Annotated in this window: 15 protein-coding genes; 7 read left to right on the forward strand and 8 right to left on the reverse strand. The window is 41.5% G+C overall.

Features of this window, described 5'->3' with window-relative positions; genetic code table 11:
* Position 1: 1 nt before the first annotated feature.
* The 3 genes from FKN88_RS05980 to FKN88_RS05990 are packed head-to-tail and all read right to left on the reverse strand — an operon-like array spanning position 2 to position 6269.
* A complete protein-coding gene (locus tag FKN88_RS05980; RefSeq protein ID WP_306687283.1) occupies positions 2 to 3178 on the reverse strand; it encodes a tyrosine-type recombinase/integrase in 3177 nt (1058 codons plus the stop codon).
* A 1-nt stretch (position 3179) separates the two neighbouring features.
* A complete protein-coding gene (locus FKN88_RS05985) occupies positions 3180 to 5678 on the reverse strand; it encodes a hypothetical protein (RefSeq protein ID WP_306687282.1) in 2499 nt (832 codons plus the stop codon).
* Positions 5679 to 5699: 21 nt separating this feature from the next.
* The gene (locus FKN88_RS05990) at positions 5700 to 6269 is read right to left on the reverse strand and encodes a hypothetical protein (RefSeq protein WP_217533679.1); all 570 of its coding nucleotides are present in this window, start codon (positions 6267 to 6269) and stop codon (positions 5700 to 5702) included.
* A gap of 440 nt (positions 6270 to 6709) precedes the next feature.
* Between FKN88_RS05990 and FKN88_RS05995 the strand changes: the two genes are divergently transcribed.
* Complete coding sequence (locus tag FKN88_RS05995; RefSeq protein WP_306687281.1) at positions 6710 to 7924, forward strand: MFS transporter; 1215 nt, start codon at positions 6710 to 6712, stop codon at positions 7922 to 7924.
* A 115-nt stretch (positions 7925 to 8039) separates the two neighbouring features.
* Here the strand turns inward: FKN88_RS05995 and FKN88_RS06000 are convergent, their stop codons facing one another.
* Genes FKN88_RS06000 through FKN88_RS06015 form a run of 4 tightly spaced genes read right to left on the reverse strand, consistent with a single transcriptional unit; the run spans position 8040 to position 13030 of the window.
* Positions 8040 to 9827, reverse strand: coding sequence for an ABC transporter permease subunit (locus tag FKN88_RS06000; protein WP_306687280.1), 1788 nt, complete (start codon positions 9825 to 9827; stop codon positions 8040 to 8042).
* Between the two features lie 14 nt (positions 9828 to 9841).
* Entirely contained in the window at positions 9842 to 11365 is a 1524-nt protein-coding gene (locus FKN88_RS06005) for an ABC transporter substrate-binding protein (protein WP_306687279.1), read from the reverse strand.
* 22 nt (positions 11366 to 11387) lie between these two features.
* Positions 11388 to 12209: an ABC transporter ATP-binding protein gene (locus FKN88_RS06010; RefSeq protein WP_306687278.1), complete on the reverse strand. Its 822-nt coding sequence runs from the start codon at positions 12207 to 12209 to the stop codon at positions 11388 to 11390.
* Entirely contained in the window at positions 12203 to 13030 is an 828-nt protein-coding gene (locus FKN88_RS06015) for an ABC transporter ATP-binding protein (RefSeq protein ID WP_161426428.1), read from the reverse strand. Before FKN88_RS06015 ends, FKN88_RS06010 begins: the two co-directional genes overlap by 7 nt.
* 442 nt (positions 13031 to 13472) lie before the next feature.
* Between FKN88_RS06015 and FKN88_RS06020 the strand changes: the two genes are divergently transcribed.
* Positions 13473 to 14651, forward strand: coding sequence for a DUF1611 domain-containing protein (locus FKN88_RS06020; protein ID WP_154168013.1), 1179 nt, complete (start codon positions 13473 to 13475; stop codon positions 14649 to 14651).
* Positions 14648 to 15718: an alanine/ornithine racemase family PLP-dependent enzyme gene (locus FKN88_RS06025; protein WP_306687277.1), complete on the forward strand. Its 1071-nt coding sequence runs from the start codon at positions 14648 to 14650 to the stop codon at positions 15716 to 15718. The genes FKN88_RS06020 and FKN88_RS06025 overlap by 4 nt, the downstream gene beginning before the upstream one ends.
* Positions 15719 to 15755: 37 nt before the next feature.
* On the opposite strand, the gene FKN88_RS06030 is transcribed toward FKN88_RS06025, so the two are convergent.
* A complete protein-coding gene (locus FKN88_RS06030; RefSeq protein WP_154168015.1) occupies positions 15756 to 16577 on the reverse strand; it encodes a transporter substrate-binding domain-containing protein in 822 nt (273 codons plus the stop codon).
* 408 nt (positions 16578 to 16985) lie between these two features.
* Here FKN88_RS06030 and FKN88_RS06035 point away from each other — a divergent pair, with 408 nt between their 5' ends.
* The 4 genes from FKN88_RS06035 (at position 16986) to FKN88_RS06050 (ending at position 21612) form a co-directional block, all read left to right on the forward strand.
* Complete coding sequence (locus tag FKN88_RS06035; RefSeq protein WP_004395159.1) at positions 16986 to 18623, forward strand: ABC transporter substrate-binding protein; 1638 nt, start codon at positions 16986 to 16988, stop codon at positions 18621 to 18623.
* A gap of 63 nt (positions 18624 to 18686) precedes the next feature.
* Complete coding sequence (locus FKN88_RS06040; protein WP_004395160.1) at positions 18687 to 19661, forward strand: ABC transporter permease; 975 nt, start codon at positions 18687 to 18689, stop codon at positions 19659 to 19661.
* Positions 19662 to 19669: 8 nt separating this feature from the next.
* The gene (locus FKN88_RS06045; protein ID WP_004395161.1) at positions 19670 to 20662 is read left to right on the forward strand and encodes an ABC transporter permease; all 993 of its coding nucleotides are present in this window, start codon (positions 19670 to 19672) and stop codon (positions 20660 to 20662) included.
* Positions 20659 to 21612, forward strand: coding sequence for an ABC transporter ATP-binding protein (locus FKN88_RS06050; RefSeq protein ID WP_004395162.1), 954 nt, complete (start codon positions 20659 to 20661; stop codon positions 21610 to 21612). Before FKN88_RS06045 ends, FKN88_RS06050 begins: the two co-directional genes overlap by 4 nt.
* Positions 21613 to 21615: the final 3 nt, after the last annotated feature.

Here is a 21615-nt window from a genome sequence, read left to right on the forward strand (position 1 = left end):
CTTAGTCGTTAGCGGTTGAATTCTTTGTCGCCTCCTTGGTCTTAGTATAAATTGCCAATAATCTCAAAAATGTAATAAATGCTCGGGTTCTTTGTGGTACTTCGATGATATCACCTTCTTTATCAAGTCGTTGATGGTCGAATTTACTCTGAAGCAGGTGAATACTGACCGTGCCAGGCGGATGATATTTTAGAAATCTACCGGCATCACTGATGGTAGTGGTAAATCTGGTGGATGGCTTTATATATTGCTTAAGAGTTTTCGGTACCACAATTTCAATTGCCATATTTGAAAAAATGCGGTTTCTAATGGTGTCGTCCCAAAATAATAGATGCTGTTTATACGTTTCTATCTGATTGGCATTAAAGCAGTTTTCGCTCGGGAAATACCACTTGAGTTTCACGTGACGTTCTTTTAACCCCATCACTTGTATGAGCTTAAGCAGGAGCAAAGCCGCTTTTTGATTATGGGTACGGATCAATGAGTCTTGCGCTCCGACCAGATCGTTGAGTATTTCAATAAGCGTCGTAAAATTGAAATCGTCTGGAATAGCATCGTCTTCTATAGCGCTTTGAAATATCTTAATAAGACTTTCTATCGTTTTTACATTTCCTCGGTTGAGTTTGGCATAGTTAGCCAGTGGTGGGAGTGTGTATTTTGAGCGGCGCAATGATGTTTGCATAATGGATTCATCAGATTTAACGATAGCTTCGACCGCTGAAGTATCAATACTGGTTAGGTTGGCGATATCATCTGACGGATGCCCTTGCGCCAATAGCTGAATTATTGCCCAGATCTCACCTAAAGAAAATGTTTGTTTTAGTTCTATTTCTTTAGTATGCCCGACCTGTGTGATGGCTTCATCAATATTTGACAAGTCCAATGGTGGTTGATAGGTGGCTGGGACTGCTGCCATGAGATTGCGTTTTGATGCGGGTACCGACAGCGGTCTACAATGACCAGTTATGCGTATCCTTTGTCCCCAGACACGACGCAACAAAAATGGTGATGGTTGCTGATTAGAGAACTTGGTTCTTTGAATCAATTCACTCAGGTGAAAATACGATGAGGTAGTGATCTCGGGTGAAGAATGGCCTAATAAGCCGGATAAGGCCCAGAGTTTTTTACGGGAAAACGGTGCGATGGCCAGACGTTGACATAGTCGTTGGTGGCTGACTGGTGAGAAAAAATCATGCTGGCAGAATGATATGTCTGTTAGTTGTGATGGTTCGGCGTAGTTTAGACGGATCCAAGTCCAGTTGCAGAAAGAGTGACGACAATGGTGGTATCGAATTTGAGGCTCTGCAGTGATAATTTTCATGATTTCGGTTAGTAGCGAAAAGGCCTCATTCAGTTGTCTGGTATCTTTAAATATCAGCGATTTTTCCTGGGTAAATTTTGTCTTAGTTATGTTAAGGTAATCAGTTAACTCCACAAGAGCTATGTCAGGCCACAAACAATCAAGCGGCAGGTTTCTTGAGCTTTCACTTGATTTGAGTTCACGATATTTGTTGGGTCTGACGTGAAGATTGGCATAGTGTCTGCCATTAATAGTGAAATCGGCAAATTGCAGTCCGGCGACTTCGCCGCGGCGTAATCCGCTATAAAAACCGAGATAAAAACACAATTTAGCGATTTTGGCCGTCGGGGTGCCGAAAGAATCACAGGCTTTAATGATACGTTCGGCTTCGACGTGAGTGATTATATTGGCATTAACACGATGGCCAATTGACGGAATATCGATATCAGATAAGCATAAGTTGGTGACGATGTCACTTTCAATCAAAAACTCCGCAAAATAGAGTACAAACGCTTTTTTGGATGAAGTGACTTGTTCTGCCACAATATTGAGCTTTTCTGCCCAATCCAGACTGTCCATTTTCTTGGGAGCGCAACCTGAAAATTCTTGAATGAAAGGCGCTGCTACATAACTGATATAGGATTTGATCGTTGTCAAACGCAGACGTTTTTTATGCTTTCCTCCAAACTTAAGCAATTGATACATCCATGAAAGCACTATCCACCCCCAAGGGGCACTTGCTGCTATATCATTACTTTCCAACCTCGGACGGAGCTCGTCTTGCAGCTCATTACTGATTCGAATGCTTTCCTTTAATGGGGTTTTAATTAGTCTGTCTGTATAATGTTCAATAACTTTCATTTGTTCAGCAGTAGTGAGTTCCTCTTGAGTCAGAATGGTCTTTTTTCTCAATTTTTCAGCTGAAGTGGATCCAGCAGATAGCCACGCAACTTTTTGACGGACCGGCATTTTTTGTTGTTCATTGTCTTTTTCACAGTGTTTAACCCGTTTGTCTAGCAGTAGCCTATAGAGTGAGGCTTGAGTAAGTGAAGTGGTGGGTAATGAAGATTGGCAGATGGAGTATTCTGCTGGACTGACAGTAAGAACGAACTCATATTTAAATGCGGATCGCAGATCAACAAATCGTAAACTGTATATACGAGGCACTATTCTATGCTCATGAAGTAGTTTATTAATCTCTGACATGACATTGATCGTGACCTTTGAACTGTCATTCCAGTAAGCCGTTAACAGTAATTCAGCCATCGGCGACAACCAGTAGCGTTGTCCTTTTGTTTCAACTAGCCAGTGTTCACCAATTCGGTAGCATGTGCTTTTTTTTGAAAGTAACTGCTCTATATCTTTTGATTTTTTGAACCCTTCTTTGAGTACTAACCATAGAATAAGAACGGCTTGGTTTTGCTTTGGGTTATCCAAATAGCAGGCAGTCATCGATTCATCTTCAATTAGTTCATAGATTTTGGATTGTAGCCGCGACATTAAAAAGTCATCGGGCTTGAGCAAAGGCAAATCTTGTCTGATATGACAGGTATGGCTAATGGGTGGGGCGGTGATCCCAGTTTTTTTTTCTATAATACAGATTAAAAGCTCCAGCAATTTAAGCTGGAAATTGTGGTCTTCGAACCCTTTGCGAAAAGAGCTCTGGATGGTTTTCAGCGACTCGGATTGGATTTTTTCGTTTTCAACTAAACCATGTTTCTGAGCTAATGAATAAACATCATTGATCATCTTTAGCTTGCTGGGCAAATCTAGCTTTTCATTATTGGTTAACCTGAGATATTCTTCCGATTCTGAATCAGCTGCTTGTAAATATGCGCCCTTTATTTGTGTGTTGAGTACATCACTTAATCGGTTCATATCAACTTCTCTTACGTGTTATTAAAGACGGTACAGGTACCCAACTAAGTTCTTCCAGCATCATGTCCAAAACCGGTAGCAATTGATTTATCGCGACTCTATGACTGAGAGATGAACATTTTTCGAGTGGCGTTTCACCGTTTACCCAATGGCCCAATTGAAATTTGATTAATTCTTGATGGATATTCGATAGTTGTAGATAGCGCCTTACGTAATGTCGCCCAAAATTCAGTGGCAAATCGATATATTTACTGAGGTAAGATGGTCCTGAATTTTTCGTCCGGAAAAACGTGGGGTCATCTTTATCCTGGATAAATAAAAAAAACAACCCATCATTTGCTTGTGAATTCTTTGCAGTCAGGAACCACTCGATTCGGTCATTTTTATGGGGAAGATCTATCAACTGGTGATCGCAGGTTTGCGCATAAAGTTGCGCCGATTGAGCAGGATATAAATGGTTAATCAGATTCGCCAGTGTTTTCATATGTTGCTGATAGTGAATTAACTGCGATTTGAGAACGGTTGGGCACACGACAACTCGAGTGTGAGAAAAGGTTTTTGATGAATCCTTGTCTGATATACAAAGAGCATGATGGCGTAATAGCAGCAAGTCGAAACTGGGAAGCGGATTGTAAACGGCTCGATAACCCGAGGCATTCACTAACATAATCAGTGTATAGGCAGTGTATTGATTATGGTAGTCTATCAGGCTTCTTAAATTTTTGACCACGTCGAAGGCTGTAAATTGCTTCAAATGTGCCAAATGATGGTTAACCCAATCTTTTATGGCTGCCCTAGTTGGTGTGAACTGAGATCCAATTCCGGTAGTATCTAAGTCAAGTTGTTGTACGGGCAATTCCGGGATTTGAATGCGAGCATCGTAGCCACTCATCTGATTAAACATGTCTAACCATATCGCTTGGATTCGGCAGTTAATTTCTGTTTCAGAATACCAGGCATAATGGCGAGGTGAACGACTATAGTAACTTAACTCTCCACGTAAAATTTCTAGGATAACGGGATCGTGTTGTTCTGTTGCAATTAAGTTATTGATAAGATAATTTTCAATTCGTTTTAGACTGATTTGGCAATGAAGGCGTTGATTGAGTTGCTTTAAATAGGACTCTATAGCTTTTCTATATGCATTGACGGACGGTTTGCCCGAGAACTTTGTATGACCGTGCAGGCTACTTTTCATGAACATTTCATAGAAATAAGCCGGAAGAGTAATAGATGTCACAATTTGGTTTTTGAGTAGATTGGGGTTATCTGAATGTTTACCTCGCTTTGCTGTAGGCTTTGGCGCAATTTTTAAAATTAATTCCGATGCAGTGACGATAAGTCCGAGATTGTCATTGCTAGGGCTGTAATGCACGGCTAAGTTGCAGACATCATTCAGATTTTGTCCGGTGATCAATATGAAATGCAGAATGCATTGAATATCGGTTTTGGGGATTTTGTTTATTAGTTTGGTACTCGAAGAATTACGGCCATGCCATAAGTGACAGAGTTCATGAGGCTGAAGAAGGTTCCGAGCAAGTGGAGTTATGTTATGGCTCCGACTTACACTTTTCGATATCCCTCGGTTCTTATTGTTAATTTTAGCCTTATCTTTTATGACGGATATATCGGGCAATTCGTGCCGTGGTTTAGGTAAAACTGGCTGTTCAGTTTTGATAATGCAAAGCTCTGGATAATCTTCATCAGCCGATACTCCTGCATCTACAAGGGGTTTACTTAAACCCCGTTTGATTAGTGAGGCGGTAAATAAGTTATCTGAACCGATAACTCGCTCTATTTTTTTTCGGCTGTAGAATGACCGGATATTTCTTTGAGATGTACGAGAAAAACTCTTTCGTTTTTTCCAATTGAGCCGGTAAAAATGCTCTAAGTCCCGTAGATAACCCACACGACTTGATGACCCAGATTCTTCGTCATTTTCGTGTTCTTGTTTCATCAGAATCTCACGAACTTGAAGAATCTGATTGGCCGTATCATCTATCGAATTCGAATTAAAACATCGTCGGTCGATCATCTCATCGGTATAAAGAAGCCTGAATGAGCGAATCGAAGTTTCGGTGCGATCTTCAGAGATTATCTTTAACTCGTTAGCGTAATAATGATTGAGAAAAAATAATAATGCTTCGGCCGCTTGCGGTGTCTGATGTTCATAGAAAATAAATAGTAGAGAATAGAGCGGCCGGCGACTCATCCAGCCTTTTGCATGAGTTGTATTACTATATTTACTAAAGAAGGTATCATCCACTCTTGAAAATAATGGGAGTAATTGGCTGACTACATTTATTTCGATCTCGAATATCTCACAGAATTTATTAGGATGGGTATTAAATAGGTATTCAAGCAACGAATGTACTTTTTGCAGGCCGCGAAAATTCTCTGGGCAATCGATGGCTTCAAGTAATTTTTCGAGTGTATTCAAAAGGTGAGTTGGTGCAAATGGTAAAAATGATTGAATATCTTCTACGCTTGGTGTGGACATTAATTTTATATCCTTGATAGGTTACAAATCAGCTTTAGAAATAGATAAAAATTTTGCCACTTTATCCGCCGAATTAAGCTCAGGGTAAAATATTTGCCATTCATCAGACTGATAAATACTGCGTTTTCCTTCATCTTTTGTGAACCATGCATGCAGATAAAAGCTAATTTTTTTTGTGTCGCTGATAAAGCATTTTGAGAGCAAGTCGTTAGTCAGATCGAATAAGACAATTGATCGCTTTATGTTAGAAGATGGTTTCTTTTTAAGTACGAATACTAATATTGAGAAGTCATCGGGCAGGTGGTGTTGAGCAATAGCACATCGGAGTCTAGTGAGAGTAAAAACCCCGGTCAAAGCTTTAAAATTCTTTCGGTATCGGTAACAGATAATCGGAGATTGCAGTGATAGCAAGTTGAATAAGTATGCGGACTTATCGTTTGCTTCATTTGAGGTTCTTAATCCGCTCAGCGGATTCGCTTGGGCAAACAGATCACGAATCGTATCGTCAGTGCTGAGCTCTTTGATTGGCACTCGGATGAGCTCTACATTGTCTAGTAGTGTGGCATCAAAGTGCTTAATATCGTCTTTCAAAATCGTCTCACATCAAAAATCATATCAGATATAAGAACTTTAGTTTTGTGCCTGCTTTGTGTCCATTTTGTATGTTAAAGTTGCGATAAAGGTCAAAAGATATGAGTCTAAATCACTGTTTGACCGATGATATTTCGTTATAAGCGAAGTTTATAAGTGACCATATATGTCTTGACATGGTAGGGGTCGGCAGTTCGAGTCTGCCTAGACCCACCAAATTTTAGACAAAGCCCGCTTTTGAGCGGGCTTTGTTGTTTCTACCCCTAAATTTCCTTTCTTTTTCTCTTACTTTTTACCGTTTTCAATACCGTCAGTGATCTAGCAATATCTGTTAATGCCTATCATTAGTATTCAATAGCGTTTAATGATTGATTATTGTTATAATATTACAATTTTCTCATTCAGTTTCTTCTTCTCAATCAACAAACGAGTTTAATCCAATGATAAAACGCCCACCGGTTGCTCTTCTTAATGATTGGCAGCTTCTTTCCCCGGCAGGAAAAGTTTTGGTCGCGAATAGCCTAAGTTTTAACTTAGGTTTCTATATGTTGATGCCTTATTTAGCTGACCATTTACAAGGTTTAGGCTTAAGTAGCGCCTATATTGGGCTGGTTATCGGTTTACGAGTTCTTAGTCAACAGGGGCTATTTTTAGTTGGAGGCACTCTCGGTGATTGGTTTGGTTATAAACCGATGATTTTATTTGGTTGTATGGTTCGTATTGTCGGCTTTTTGATGCTTGCCTTGAGTGTTGAATTACCGTGGATTATCGTCGGAGCTTTTGCAACTGGATTTGCCGGGGCATTATTTACACCAAGTAGCCAAGCATTTCTTGCTGCTGAATATCCTGAAAATCAACAACGCAATCGAGTCTTTGCATTACAAAACCTTGCTAGTGAAGCCGGTATGTTATTAGGGCCTTTGCTTGGTTTGATGCTATTAAGTGTTAGTTTCACGTTGGTTGGCGTGCTATCTGCTGGTATTTTTATCCTATTACTATTGTTGCAATGGTTTTTTCTACCGACTCAAAGGCACAAAATAAACCGATCAGCTCAACAGCCATTTTGGCAAGATTGGCTAGAGATGTTACGCAATAAACCGTTTATGGCCTTTGTAATGGCTGCTTCTATTTATCAAGTGCTATTTCACCAACTGTATATGGCGATACCTTATCATGCGCGCGTAGAGACTAATGACCCTAGCATTATTACTTGGGTATTTATGGTTTCGTCACTGATGGGGGTGACACTACAAATGATAATAAGCCGTTGGATAGATCGCTCATTAGGCACAGCAAAAGGGATGGGATGGGGAATGTCACTGATGGGAGGAGCATTCTTAATTCTTACTCTATCTTTTCCGCTTTGGCCTGCATTGCCGTTTGTTTTATGTGCTGCATTACTCAGCTTTGGCTCAATGATGGTTTTTCCTTTACTGAGCGCTTATGTACCTAATTTTGCCTCCTCAACGAAATTGGCTAGTTATTACGGTTTACAAGCTTGCATTGGCGGTATTTTTGCGTTTATTGGCAATAGTCTCGCGGGGTGGTTGTTAGGTTTGAATTTTTCAACCAATTGGATTTGGATAACATTAGCCTTATTAGGTGTTTTCTCTGGTGTATGGCTGCATCGGCAAACGTCACGCCCATCGTTTTAAAACCGTAAGTAAAGTTAACAACTTGTTTAACCGCTCAAAGTTCGTTGGGCATCAAAATTTAACCCAATGAACTTTGAGGCCCCAAAAGCCATTGATCGTTTTTGAGCTCCATATTTTATTTAAGGAGTTTTCTAGCTCCAATAACATTCACTGAACTGACCGCAAACACGGATAATGTTATTAATGCCAGTGATGGAGCAAGAACGACCCAATAACTACGTTCAATATAGGGCATCCCTTCGGCAAGAATCCTCCCCCATTCAGGGCTTGGTGGCATAGCACCTAACCCCAGAAAACCAAGAGAAGCAAGAGCGAGGGCAATACCAGGCACTCGTAACATGGCATGACGTAATAATGGTTTGATGACGGCTGGCAAGATATAAAATAGATTACGACGAATCATTCCAACGCCAATAAGTGGTAACATTTGGATATAAGGTCTAGCTCGGACTTCGGTTGTTAGCGTAGCAGCATGAGCAGCAAGAGGTGCCCAACTGATCAGAATGACGGATAGAGCTGCGCCGTACAATCCGGGTCCATAGACTGCTGCGACTAATAAGCCGCTTACTACAGGAGGCAACGCGTTGGCGACTTCAATCGGGCCGGTCATTAATCGTGGAAATTGACCAATCAATAAACCAATAAAAAGGCAACTAATGGCAACGCCAACGGCCAATAAGCAAGTATAAAGACTTCCATGAGCGACCCTAGCTAATAGATCGCGTCCCATGGCATCTGCACCAAAAGGCAGTAGTAATGAAGGGGGTTCGAGTCGCATAAACTCAATGGCATAAGGATCACGACCCAAGCCAAATAACATCACACTGGCCAATAGTATGATGCATAGCATGGGGGTTCGCCGTGTACTCTTACCTATAGTGATATTTGATTCTTTAGGTAACGGAATCGCGCCTTGTGTCAGTGCTCTGCCTAGCAGTAAAGCTTTGGTGATGTTCACCGCAACCCCAACCATAAACGCGAGCAAAAGAATCAACAAAATACCCACTTGTAACGTTGGTAGATCTTTCGCAATGGCTGCTCCTAGCGTGACTCTCCCTAAGCCGGGTATAGCAAACACTTTTTCCACCGCAATCGCTCCACCCGTTAGTGATACGATTACTAAGCCAATCATTGGTAGAACGGTAGTCAAGGCTCGTTTGAGAACGGCTAAAATGATATGAATACGGCGAATACCTGCAACGCTCCAAGTTGCTACCCAAGCTTCAGTAAAAACTTGTGCAATTGCATCAGAAAATAAACGACCTAGATAGCCACCAGCGGGAATACCTAATGCTAAAGCAGGCAAAATAGTATAACTAAAACCATACCAACCGAAGGGTGGTAGCCAGCGTAACCATACCGCACCCACCAAGAGTAGTAACGAAGCGAGGAGAAACTCTGGTAGTGCAGTTAACCCAACAGCAAGAATGCCGTTGCTTCGATAGGCTTGTCCTTTTAATCCTCGACGAAGTGTTGGGGTAACTAAAAGTGACGCGATCACAAATGCTACCCCAAGAGCCAGAACCATCAGCTGCAACGATACGCCTGCAGCACTTAACATGTCGTTAAGAATCGGCTTGCCAGTGACCCAAGATGTCCCTGGGTCACCTTGTAACAGATTAGTTAGCCAGTGGAACATTAGTGAAAATGGTCCTTGATCTAACTCTAGAGATTGGCGGATAGCATTAAGTGTTTCCTCACTTGGGTTTTGTTCTGCTGAACGTGCTCTTAATAACGCTAAGGCGGGATCTTGTCCGGATAGCCAAGGCAGCAAAGCAATCAGAACAACAACTCCCGCCATGGTAAAAATACGTGAACAAAGCGTAATTAAAGTGGGAGTACTGATGCTTGATAATCGCCATGGTATCAACGTTTTTCGCGTGAATTGTTGTGTTGTCATCATGGATAGCGATGCCTTTATTGGGATGTTTCAATGATTGTGCTCAGATAAGTCTGATTACTGATTAAGGTTCGCTTTCGGGGATCACGATCGGCATGACGAACGTAAGCGGATTCTCCTTGAATAACCCGCTCATGTAGCATAGGAATAGCCGCATCACTAGCTAAAATCAGTGCTTCAGCGTCGATGATAGCTTGTTGTCTTTCTAAACCTGCAGGTAATTCAGATGCTTTTTCCAAAGCATTATCAATCTCTGACTGGCAGAGCTGCGCAATATTGAACGAACCTTTACAACTGAAATCACTGTACATATAAGCAACGGGATCGCCAGAATCGAGTACGGTTGCCCGAGAGAGAATAAAGGCATCAAATTTTCCAGCTAAAGCATCCGCTTCGATTTGAGAATACTCACGAACCACTTGTTTGACCTTAAAACCAGCTTGGGTCAACTGTTGAGCTAAATATACCGCGACTTCTGGAAGCTCTGTGCGATCGGTAAACGTAGCTAAAGTGATGATCGCTCCATTAGGATGACCCGCTGGCGTTGAATGCTTGATTGGCTGGCGTAATTTCGCCGCCCAAGGGATAGCTGGGCCAAGTAGACCTTGGGCAATATCAGCACGTTTTTCATAGACAGTATTGACGATTTGCTCTCGATCAATTGCATCACGAACGGCAGCTCGTATTGCCGGGTCTGCCATTACTCCTTGGCGAGTATTCAGATACAATGTATTGGTACGAGGCATCGGCACTTCATGAACTAGGTTTGGATCTAATAAAGGTGCTTGAGATACAGGGATTGCTTCAACGATATCGACAGAATGAGTGCGCAGTGCTGAAGCTCGGGCGAGGCCATCAGGTACAAAACTGACGTCAATACCAGCCGCTTTTGCTGGTTCTCCCCAATAGCCTTCAAAACGATTTAATTGAGCACTACTCGTGCCATGAACATTAACCAATACAAAAGCACCGGTACCTGTATTAATAGGATTAATAACGCCATTATCACCATAAGCATTGTGTGACAAAATCGACAGCTGTGGACTAGTTAAACGTTGCGGTAGCAGTGGGTCTGGCGTTGCAGTATGTACGATTACCGAGTATTCACCGTCAGCCTCAATAGTCAGATCAACGCCATCCAAAATACGAGGCTTAGGTTTTGCTGTTGCTGCGGTATTGAGAGCATTGACAACAGCCTTGGCATTAAAAGGCGTACCATCATGAAATAGAACTTCAGAGCGTAACTGAAATCGCCAAGCTGTAGGGGTAAGCCTATGCCACTCAGTTGCTAATGCCGGGGTGAGATTGCCCTCATCGTTTAAATTAAGTAGTGTTTCGGCCGTACTCCATCGAGATAATTTGAATGCATCATCACTTAACGGCGTTAAACCTGAGCGTGGCGGGAGTAACATCGCAAGTCTAATTCGATTATTATCGTTTTCAGCTAAGGGGACCGTTTTGTTATCTGAGTCAAAACAGCCAGTTAATAAAAACAAAGGGGCAGCAAGGCCAAATATTAATCCAATTTTTACCTGTAGCATCGCGTTGTGAATCCTTAAATAATCAAACGGTGTGGGAAGATGATTGGTCGTGGAGATGGTGGAAATCAATTCTAGGTACGGCTTCGATCAATTTTTGGCTATAAAGGTGCACTGGTGATGCGATCACCTCACCGGTTGCACCATCTTCAATAATTTGTCCTTGGTGCATGACTAGCATTCGCTCACATAAATCCGATACCAGAGAAATATCATGAGTCACGACGAGTAATCCCATCTGGTTTTCATGACAGACCCTTTTCAGTAACGACTTAATTTGCTCTCTCAATGGGAGGTCAAGGCCACTGGTTGGCTCGTCTGCTAATAGAAATTTAGGTTGTATAATCAATGAACGAGCTAATGCAATCCGCTGAGCTTGACCGCCCGAGAGTTCACCTGCCTTCTTATAAAGAATACTAACAGGTAACTCGACTTGTTTAACGGCACGCTCTAAGGCGGCTTGACAAGGTTTCCCTACTGCCAATCGTTTAAGCGGTTCTGCGAGCAATTTTGCTACGGTTTGAGTGGGAGGCAAGGCGGTATGAGGGTCTTGTGGAATATATTGTACCAAACGTCGATAATTTTTTAGTGTTTGCCAAGGTGAGTGGATAATGGGCATTCCCGCACAATGTATTTGTCCCGTCTGCGGTGCCGCTAAACCTAGGATCAGCTTTAATAGTGTCGATTTGCCACTGCCTGACTCTCCAACTAAGCCAACACGTTCTTGTTGTCCGATGGATAGCGAAAGAGAATCAATGATGGTGTGTTTTTTTTTCGCAGTTCTATAACTGTAATTTAATGCATTGAGCACAAGAAAATATGCATGCGGATCAATATGTTTTAGCATGCACTCGCCACTCTTGTTGGTATGATAAGCTCATTGAGGTTGTGGTTGCTTGCCGCCTTAACCAGTTGCTGGGTATAAGGATGAGCGGGGGAGGTGAGAAGACCGTTCATGCTGCCAGTTTCTACAATACGACCATTTTCCATCACAATTGCTCTTTGGCACAGTTGAGCCGCGACATTAATGTCATGAGTAATAAAGAGCAGAGAAAGGCGATGGCTATGCAGCTGTTGATCGTGATGACAACGCTCACCGCAACATTGCTGAAGTAAAGTGATGACCTGTTTTTGATTAATGACATCGAGTGCGGTTGTTGGTTCATCGGCGACGAGTAGGCTTGAGCCACTTAACAGCGCAAAAGCAATACATAAACGTTGTCGTTGTCCGCCGGAGAGCTCACAAGGTAAACGAGACAGGAGATCATCACCATTAGATAATTGCATTTTATTCATTAGGGTTTGCAATTCATGCTGCGAACGGAGGTGAGTACTAAGCAGCATTTGTTTACCGACACTCATCAGTGGATTGAGTGCGCTAAAACTATCTTGGAAGATCGTTGCTACGCGCGATTTGGAACGGCGGGCCAAAATTGGCTGTTGTGCAATACTATCGCCATCGAAATCGATTTCTCCCTCAATATCGCAGTAAGGAGGTAAAGTACCACTGATTGCTCTAGCGGTCAGTGATTTACCAGACCCTGAAGCGCCTAATAACGCGACGCGTTCCCCCTGATATAGCTGAAAGTTAACGTTGTTTAAAAGTAGATTTCCATCAATACGTAAGCTTAAGTTTTTGACATCTAAAATCTTTTTTTTATTTTTCATTATATTAACTTTCGGGCTGGTCTGTTTAATATGTTATAACATAACCATGTTGACATGAATGCGAATGTCTTTCAATTTTATTTTTGTATCATTCCAGAAGTTCACCTTCGCTTCATTGAATAGGTATCACTACTACGATCGTCATATTTATTATTGTTTATCCCCTCCCTACTTGAAGCTGCAGCGGTGTTGACTACGTTCGTTCACCCCAATCATAGAGTCTGTCTATGCTCATGGGGATTAACTCACTTGCCGCCTACCTGCAACTTCAAGTAGTGCGAGTATATTAAGCTAGATAAATGAGAAGAGCCGATAATATTTGAATAAGTGTGCTACTGTGCGGTCTCTCCTTACCGCTTAGTAGGGACTTCTTTTCTTTTCCGATGTGACTGATCGGCACTCCTGAGTTGCCCATCTAAGCCTTAATTGATTAGGCTTTTCTATGTCTCTTGCAACCCCAATACTCAATAAACGTTTCCATCCTCGTACTGTTGCTAATAACAAAAACCGTCCATCAGCCTTAGCTTCGATCATCCCCAATATTCCGACTGCCATCATCTATTGCGAAGGCAATTTTGGTAAGGTGGATGGTAAAACTGCCAATGGATTGGTTAGGCATTCTGAAAATTATCGGATTTTATCGGTCGTGGATAGTCAATCTGCTGGGCTAGATTCAGGAGAGGTACTTAACGAGGAAAAAAATGGTGTGCCCGTAATGGCCACAATTCAAGCGGCGCTGCAACATGCAGGAGTAACGCCTGATTATTTTATTTTTGGTATTGCCCCTTCCAATGGCTTGTTGTCTGATGACGAAAAGACATTGATTCTAGAAGCAATGGAATCAAAAATGAATATTGTTAACGGGCTGCATGAGTTTCTCACTGATAACCCATTATTTGTCGAGTCAAGTCTTCGTAATGATGTGCATATTTTAGATATTCGTAAACCTAAAAACAAAGCAGAACTGCAAACATTCAGCGGTAAGATACATAGCGTACTTTGTCCTAGAATCGCAATCATGGGTACCGATTGCGCTCTGGGCAAGCGAACCACAGCGACTATCTTATCTAATGCGCTGCGCGCGAGAGGACTGAATGTCGTGATGATTGCTACAGGACAAACCGGAATCATGCAGGGGGCCCCTTATTGCGTTGCTTTAGATGCGGTTCCCTCTCAATTTTGTGCTGGAGAGCTAGAAGCGGTGATCGTCAAAGCTTATCAAATTGAGCAGCCCGATCTTATTATCATTGAAGGGCAGGGAGCATTAAGCCATCCAGCGTTTTCAACCAGTTCGTTTATTTTACGTGGCAGTTGCCCGACCAGTGTGATTTTACAGCATGCTCCGCATCGCCTTTACCGTACCGATTTTCCAGAAATGTTAATGCCTTCTGCCCAATCTGAAATCAATCTAATTGAAACCTTTGCGAAGACGTCTGTCATTGGCTTAACCTTAAATCATGAACAAATGTCCGCAGATGAGGTAGAGATAGCTATCGCGACTTACTCTGCCGAGTTGGGCATTCCTGTTACTGATCCACTATCACAACCGATTGATGCACTTTTACATATGGTGGAATCGGTTTATCCGCAGCTAGCCAGTAAAATGGTGACGGAAGGGTGAACTACCCCCGATTAGAAATTAACTGCACAAAGATTATTCATAATACTCAATATCTTATGGCTGAATTGCATCTAAAGGCCATTTCAGTGACCCCCGTAACCAAAGCCAGCTCAGGCCACCCCTTACTGGCACAACTATTTATTAATGCTGGAGCGACAATGCTGGCTGATTCTCGAGTCGAAAACATGCAACGTATGCGCTGCTCTGGTATTTCGATACCTTTGATGTTGATTCGGACACCGATGCTCAGTCAAATAGCAGGGGTCATTAGTGATTGTAGTATCAGCCTGAATACCGAAATTGAAGTGATTCAAGCGCTTTCTGACGAAGCTCAGCGAACCAATAGCGATCACAGCGTGATAATTATGGTTGAATTAGGTGACTTACGCGAAGGAGTGATGGCAAAAGATCTGGTTGATTTCATACGTCGTATCGTGTTGCTACCCAATATTATTATTAAAGGTATTGGGGCAAACTTAGCCTGCCGTTATGGGATTGCTCCAGATGAGCAAAAAATGGCGGTATTATCAGCGTTAGCGGATGAAATTGAAGGCACCTTTGATATTCATCTAGACATTATTTCCGGTGGCAACTCTGCGTCATTACAATGGGCGTTGGCACACACTGGCGAGACACGAATCAATCATCTGCGTATAGGAGAGGCAATATTTTTTGGCTATGAATCCCTATATCAAGAAACACTGGCTGGCTTACAAACCGATGCGATGATCTTAACCGCTGAAGTCATAGAGTCTAACTTAAAACCCTCTTTGCCTTGGGGCAAGCGTGGTAATAATGCCTTTGGAGAACAGCAACCGATTGAAGATAGAGGATTCGTGACCCAAGCGATTTTGGCTATAGGTCGTCAGGATGTTGATGTATCAGGGTTAACGCCGCCGCAAGGGATCACCATTGTCTCTTCGACCAGTGATCACTTGATTGTTGAAACACTTGGCGAAAAACTATTGGTAGGGCAGAAAGTCTCGTTCAGTCTTAATTACAGCGGTTTTCTTTCTGCGATGTCTTCACAACATGTTTATAAGCTTTTTAGTTATTATAATGAGTGACAGTTTAAGATATCCAGAAATAGTAAAATGATATTCATTATTTCATATAATATGCTTTAAATCCAAGCCAATGCTGATTTAAATTGGGGTTAGTTAGTTGTATGATACGACGTTTTTCTGGAGTCATTGATTGAATAGCATTTTGGTAATGATACCGATAGATTCGTTGTAGTGTTCCATTTTGCGTTAACTTCTCTATACCACGTTCAATAGATTTTTTTAGATCCAATCGCTGAGGGTGAAGGTAAAATACAATCGGTAATGGATAAAACAACATCATGTTTGTTTCAATTGTGATCTCTTGATTTGTATTTGATGACTGTTTAAATAAGCTTTGTACTTCATTGATGCCCAGAGGAATAAAGTCACATAATCCTTCTCTCAGCATAAGAAACATTTGGTCTAGCGAACCTTTTTCAAGTACTTGATAGCCGTTATAGCGTAATAAATCTGCATCTGCCCAAGTGGCTGGAATTCCTGCGATTTTATTTTTTAACGCTGATTCTTCGATATGATCAAACAAGGCTTGCTCTGAAGTACGGATAACTAATATTCGACAGCCGAGGATTCCTCCACAGATCGGCTGGTGAATAGCAATATGTTCATCTTGAGCAAATTTACGATTACCTGCGACGGTAGTTAGCAAATCCGCGCCACGTTGGAAAATTCTACTTTCATCCTCAGCGTTAGGATAATCAGTGGTGTCATGAATAATCGACCATGGCATATTGCCCCCCTGCTGTATAGCAGATAACACATTAAACTCATGCTGTTGACGAGCCAAAGATTTATTACCATTCCAGAAGCGAAGCTCATTCATGATTACTTTTCTCTCTTTTTTATGTCGTAAGTTAACCATTATCATTTCATTTAATGCGCCAAAAAGAAAGCGCTTTCTTTTTGGCGCATGCTTTTCTAATCTAGGATTAAAATCATAATTATTACTAACGATGATAATAAAAGCGATAAAAATCCATCTTATTTCACAAAACAGAAGGCTTTGTTCATGTCATAACTGTATGAATAAAAAGGTTTTTTATTTTATTATGTTATGATTCATGTGTAAGCAACTGATAAATATGAATTTATTTAAAATGTGATCTAAGGTTTGTTTTACTGATTCTGATTTGAATAATCGAAGTTAAAGCAGCAGAATTTACTAAAGAAAGCGCTTTCTTTTGGTTTTTCCATTAAGTTTTTGAAAAAAAATCACTAAATTTATCTAGGAATTGCTTTTAAGTATTCAATTAAAACAAGGACATATGAGATGGATAAGAACAAGTTGCTTGCTACTTTCGCTGCTGGACTGATGATGTCCAGTGTTACTGTGACTGCGGCTGAAATTAAGCAAGGCGGGACACTTACTGTGCCGATCATCAATACAGGCTTCGTTGATAACTTTAATCCGTATACTACAAAAGATTTACTCCATGGGGTGATGTTCGAGCCGTTGATGGTCTTTAACAACATGACAGGTAAGACCGATTTTCGTTTAGCTAAGTCTTATACTTATTCAGATGATCTTAAAACCATTACTTTAAAACTTCGTGACGGTTTGCAATGGTCTGATGGTGCTCCGCTCACTGCCGATGATGTTGTTTATAGTTTTATGTTGACCAAGGACGCTCCTGCGTTCGATCAACGTGGCATTTGGTCAGCTAACAACCTACAAACAATCACTGCCAAAGACAGCACGACCATCGTATTTGAACTTGCTGAGGCAGATTCTACATTTGTATGGAATTTAGAGCGTTACCATATTGTACCAAAACATATTTGGTCAAAAGTGGAAAATTTAACGACATTCACGAACCCAAATCCGGTAGGTAGCGGCCCGATGACGGTAGTCAAATATATCAGGCCTCAGCAAATGGAGCTATGTCGTAACCCTAAGTATTATTTAGAAGGTCGGCCTTATTTAGATTGTATTAATTTCCGCTCTTACAATGATAACTCTCAAATCCAACCTGCCTTGATGAAGGGTGAAATTGACTGGGGCTCAAATTTTATCGCTGATGTTGAATCAACCTTTGTTGGTGTTAATAAAGCGAATAATCATTTCTGGTATCCCGCTAATGACGCCATTCATCTATATATGAATACCAAACAAGCTCCTTTTAATGATTTACGCGTACGCCAAGCACTCTCGATGGCATTAGATCGTGAAGCCATTGTTGATATCGCAGCTTACGGCTATCCAACGCCTAATCACAACGTGGGGGGGATTGCAGAATTATATCAAACCTATATAGATCCAAAAATTAACGAAAAGTATGGTTATTTAAGTCAATACGATGTGGAAAAAGCAAAAAAATTATTAGATGAAGCAGGAATTATCGATCGTAATGGTGATGGCTTGCGCAATAATAATGATGGTTCTACAGTCTCGTTTGATATTGAAGTAGTTAATGGTTGGACGGATTGGATTCAAGTTGCACAGATGGTGAGTGAATACTTTGAAGAGATTGGAATTAAAGCGAACATTAAAACGGTTGATTGGGCTGTTTATGATGCCAACTTAAAAGAGGGTAAATATAGTATGTCGATCAATTGGTCGATGGTCGCTACTAACCCAATATTAGCTTTCCAAGAGTATTATCATACTTCTAGAATTGGTAAGACTTGGCATGCTGGACATGGAATCAACTCACCTCAGATTGATCAATTAATTGATAGTTTTGGTAAGACTGGAGATGCAGATAAGCAACGAGAGATTCTCTCACAACTGCAAAAGTATACCGCTGAAAACATCCCGTTTATTCCACTCTTTTCTAATCCAACGTGGTTCCAATATAGTACCGCAAAAATTGTCGGGTGGCCGAATGCAGAGAATCCATACGTTCAACCGGTCTGGTATGATGGTGGGAAACGAGTGCTAATTCTTAATAATTTACACCTGAAATAACGGGTTAGTTTTAATAGGTAGTTGCCATCGATTTAGGGATGGCAACGAGGTTAAAGGTGTACTATGTCGTTTTTACTTCGTCGTTTTGGTTTTTATTTCACAGCCTTTTTGATTGCGATTTCATTTAATTTCATGTTACCGCGTTTGATGCCTGGCGATCCCGTCGATGCATTATTTGCCGCAGCACAAGGACGTATGGATCCTGCGCAAATGGATGCCGTGCGGGAAATGTATGGATTTGTCGATGGTAATTTATTTGAGCAGTATCTTGCTTACATAAAAAGTGTCTTCACGCTTGAATTAGGGCCTTCAATTTTAATGTTTCCTGTGAGTGTTTCAGACGTGATTGCTATGGCATTACCATGGACCATGTTTCTGGCATTGGGATCATTAATCGTTGCATTAATTATTGGTGTCAGTATCGGAACCTATGCATCGTATCGTCGTGAAGGATTATTTGGCCAAGTTGTACCTCCAGTGTTGGCATTCATTAGTAATTTTCCTTATGTCGTTACGGCACTGTTACTGTTTTACTTCTTTGGTTTGAAGTTAGAGTTATTACCACTGGCTTATACTTATGATCCGTCATTACGACCAGGCTTTAATTTTGAATTCATCGTTAGTGTCATCAAGCATGCGGTTCTCCCTTTAGGTTCAATGGTTGTTGTCGGCATTGCGACCTGGGTGTTTAACATGCGTAATGCGATGATCAATGTTCTTGGGGAAGATTATGTCACTATGGCTGAAGCCAAAGGATTAAGCAGTTTTCGAGTGATGTATCGCTATGCAGGTAGAAATGCCATTTTACCAGTTGCAACTGCAATTGCTATGGCGATTGGTTTTTCTTTCGCGGGTTCAATCATGACCGAAGTTGTATTTAATTATCAAGGATTGGGCAACATTTTATTGAAAGGTATTGTTGCTCGTGATTATCCATTAATTCAGGCCATTTTATTGATTTTAGTGACAGCGGTTCTAACGGCTAACTTTATCGCCGATCTGCTCTATGTCTGGCTTGATCCTCGTATTTCTCATTAAGGTGTAACATGGATAAGACAATTCATAACCATAAAGAGTCTGAACTAGGGGAGCGTTATGCCCGTGAATCTCGCTTCTCTTGGAAAAAGATAAAAAAATCATTAGGTAAAATCTATGCCTTTTTCTATGGCAATCCTCCAGCGATTATTGGCGGGTTACTACTCTCAATAATTTTATGTGGAGCGCTCTTTGCCCCGATACTTGCCAGCCATGACCCCGAACGCCGCGTTGCTCGTCCTCATATAGCTCCGAACGCGGAACATGTTTTGGGGACTACACGTGGTGGACGTGATGTCTATAGCCAAGTCCTCTATGGTGCACGTAAATCACTAACGGTTGCTATTTCTGCCGGTATTATTGCCATGAGTTTGGCGGTTATTATTGGTGTTTCATCAGGTTATTTCGGTGGAAAAATTGATGAACGTTTGAATTTCCTAACGAATGTGTTTCTTGTTTTCCCACAGTTACCACTGTTGATTGTTTTAGCTGCCTTTTTGGGACAAGTTGGGTCACTAGTGATAACGATCTTACTTGGAATCACCTCCTGGCCTTGGGGAGCGCGAGTGATTCGTTCACAAACGATGGCGATTCGTAATAAAGAATTCATTATTTCTGCAGAAGTCATGGGTGAATCAAAAATTCGTATTATCTTAGTAGAAATTTTGCCTAACCTAGTTTCAATAGTTTTTGGTGGTTTTTTAGGCACGGTGATCTATGCCATGGGGGCTGAGGCTGGGTTGGGAATTCTCGGTTTAGGCGACGCTACGGAAGTGAGCTGGGGATCAATGCTGTATTGGGCTCAGACTTCTTCATCACTTTATACTGGGGCTTGGTGGGAAATGATGGTGCCAGCTTCAGCTCTAGCGATAACGGGGGGGGCGCTTGCGTTGATTAATATGTCAATTGATCAAGTGAGTAACCCGAAACTTCGCACGGGGCCACATATTAAATTATGGCATCAATTGAAAAAGCAAGCAGATAAACGTCGGGGTCTAGTATGAGTCAGTTACTGGAAATTAATAACTTGTGTGTCGATTATGTCTCACCGAATGGTGTCGCTCGAGCCGTTAATAACGTCAGCTTAACGATTGCTCCTGGTGAAACCCTAGGTATTGCAGGAGAATCCGGTTGCGGTAAAAGTACGTTAGCGTTTGCTATTTCACGATTACATAAAGCCCCTGCGTTGATTTCGGAAGGCGAAATTCTCTATCAAGGTAAAGACGTATTGAAAATGAATGATCGCCAGTTAAGGGATTTTCGATGGAATGATGTTTCAGTCGTTTTTCAAAGTGCAATGAATTCACTCAATCCAGTGATAACGATTGGTGAACAGTTAACGGATGTTATTCTTGCTCATCGCAAAGTGAGTTATAAACAAGCGCTTGAACGAGCAGTGGAGCTACTTAAGATCGTTGGTATTCATGCTGATCGTATTCATAGTTTTCCGCATCAACTTAGCGGCGGCATGCGCCAGCGAGTTGTTATTGCAGTGGCATTAGCCCTTGAACCTAAGCTGATCATCATGGATGAGCCGACCACGGCATTAGATGTCGTGGTAGAACGAGAAATTTTGAATGAGCTTTATGAACTTAAAAGTAAATTTGGCTTCTCGATTTTATTCATTAGCCATGATTTAAGTTTAATGGGTGAAATTGCCGATCGTATTGGTGTGATGTACGCCGGTAATTTGATTGAACTGGGGGAGGCGCAAAATGTTTTTGGTGACTCACAACATCCTTACACTAAAGGTTTAATCTCTTCCTTTCCTACTATTCATGGTCCTAAAGAACGTCTTTACGGCATTCCTGGGAATCCAGTTAATTTGCTGCAATTACCCGTTGGGTGCAATTTTCAAGAGCGTTGCACATTGTGTTACACAGAGTGTCAACAGCAGCAACCAAGCTTGACTCGTGTAAGTAATAGCAGCCAAGTTGCTTGTCATTTGGTTTAATTA

The sequence above is a fragment of the Vibrio sp. 2017_1457_13 genome (genome assembly GCF_030851525.1).
Lineage (GTDB): Bacteria > Pseudomonadota > Gammaproteobacteria > Enterobacterales > Vibrionaceae > Vibrio > Vibrio metschnikovii.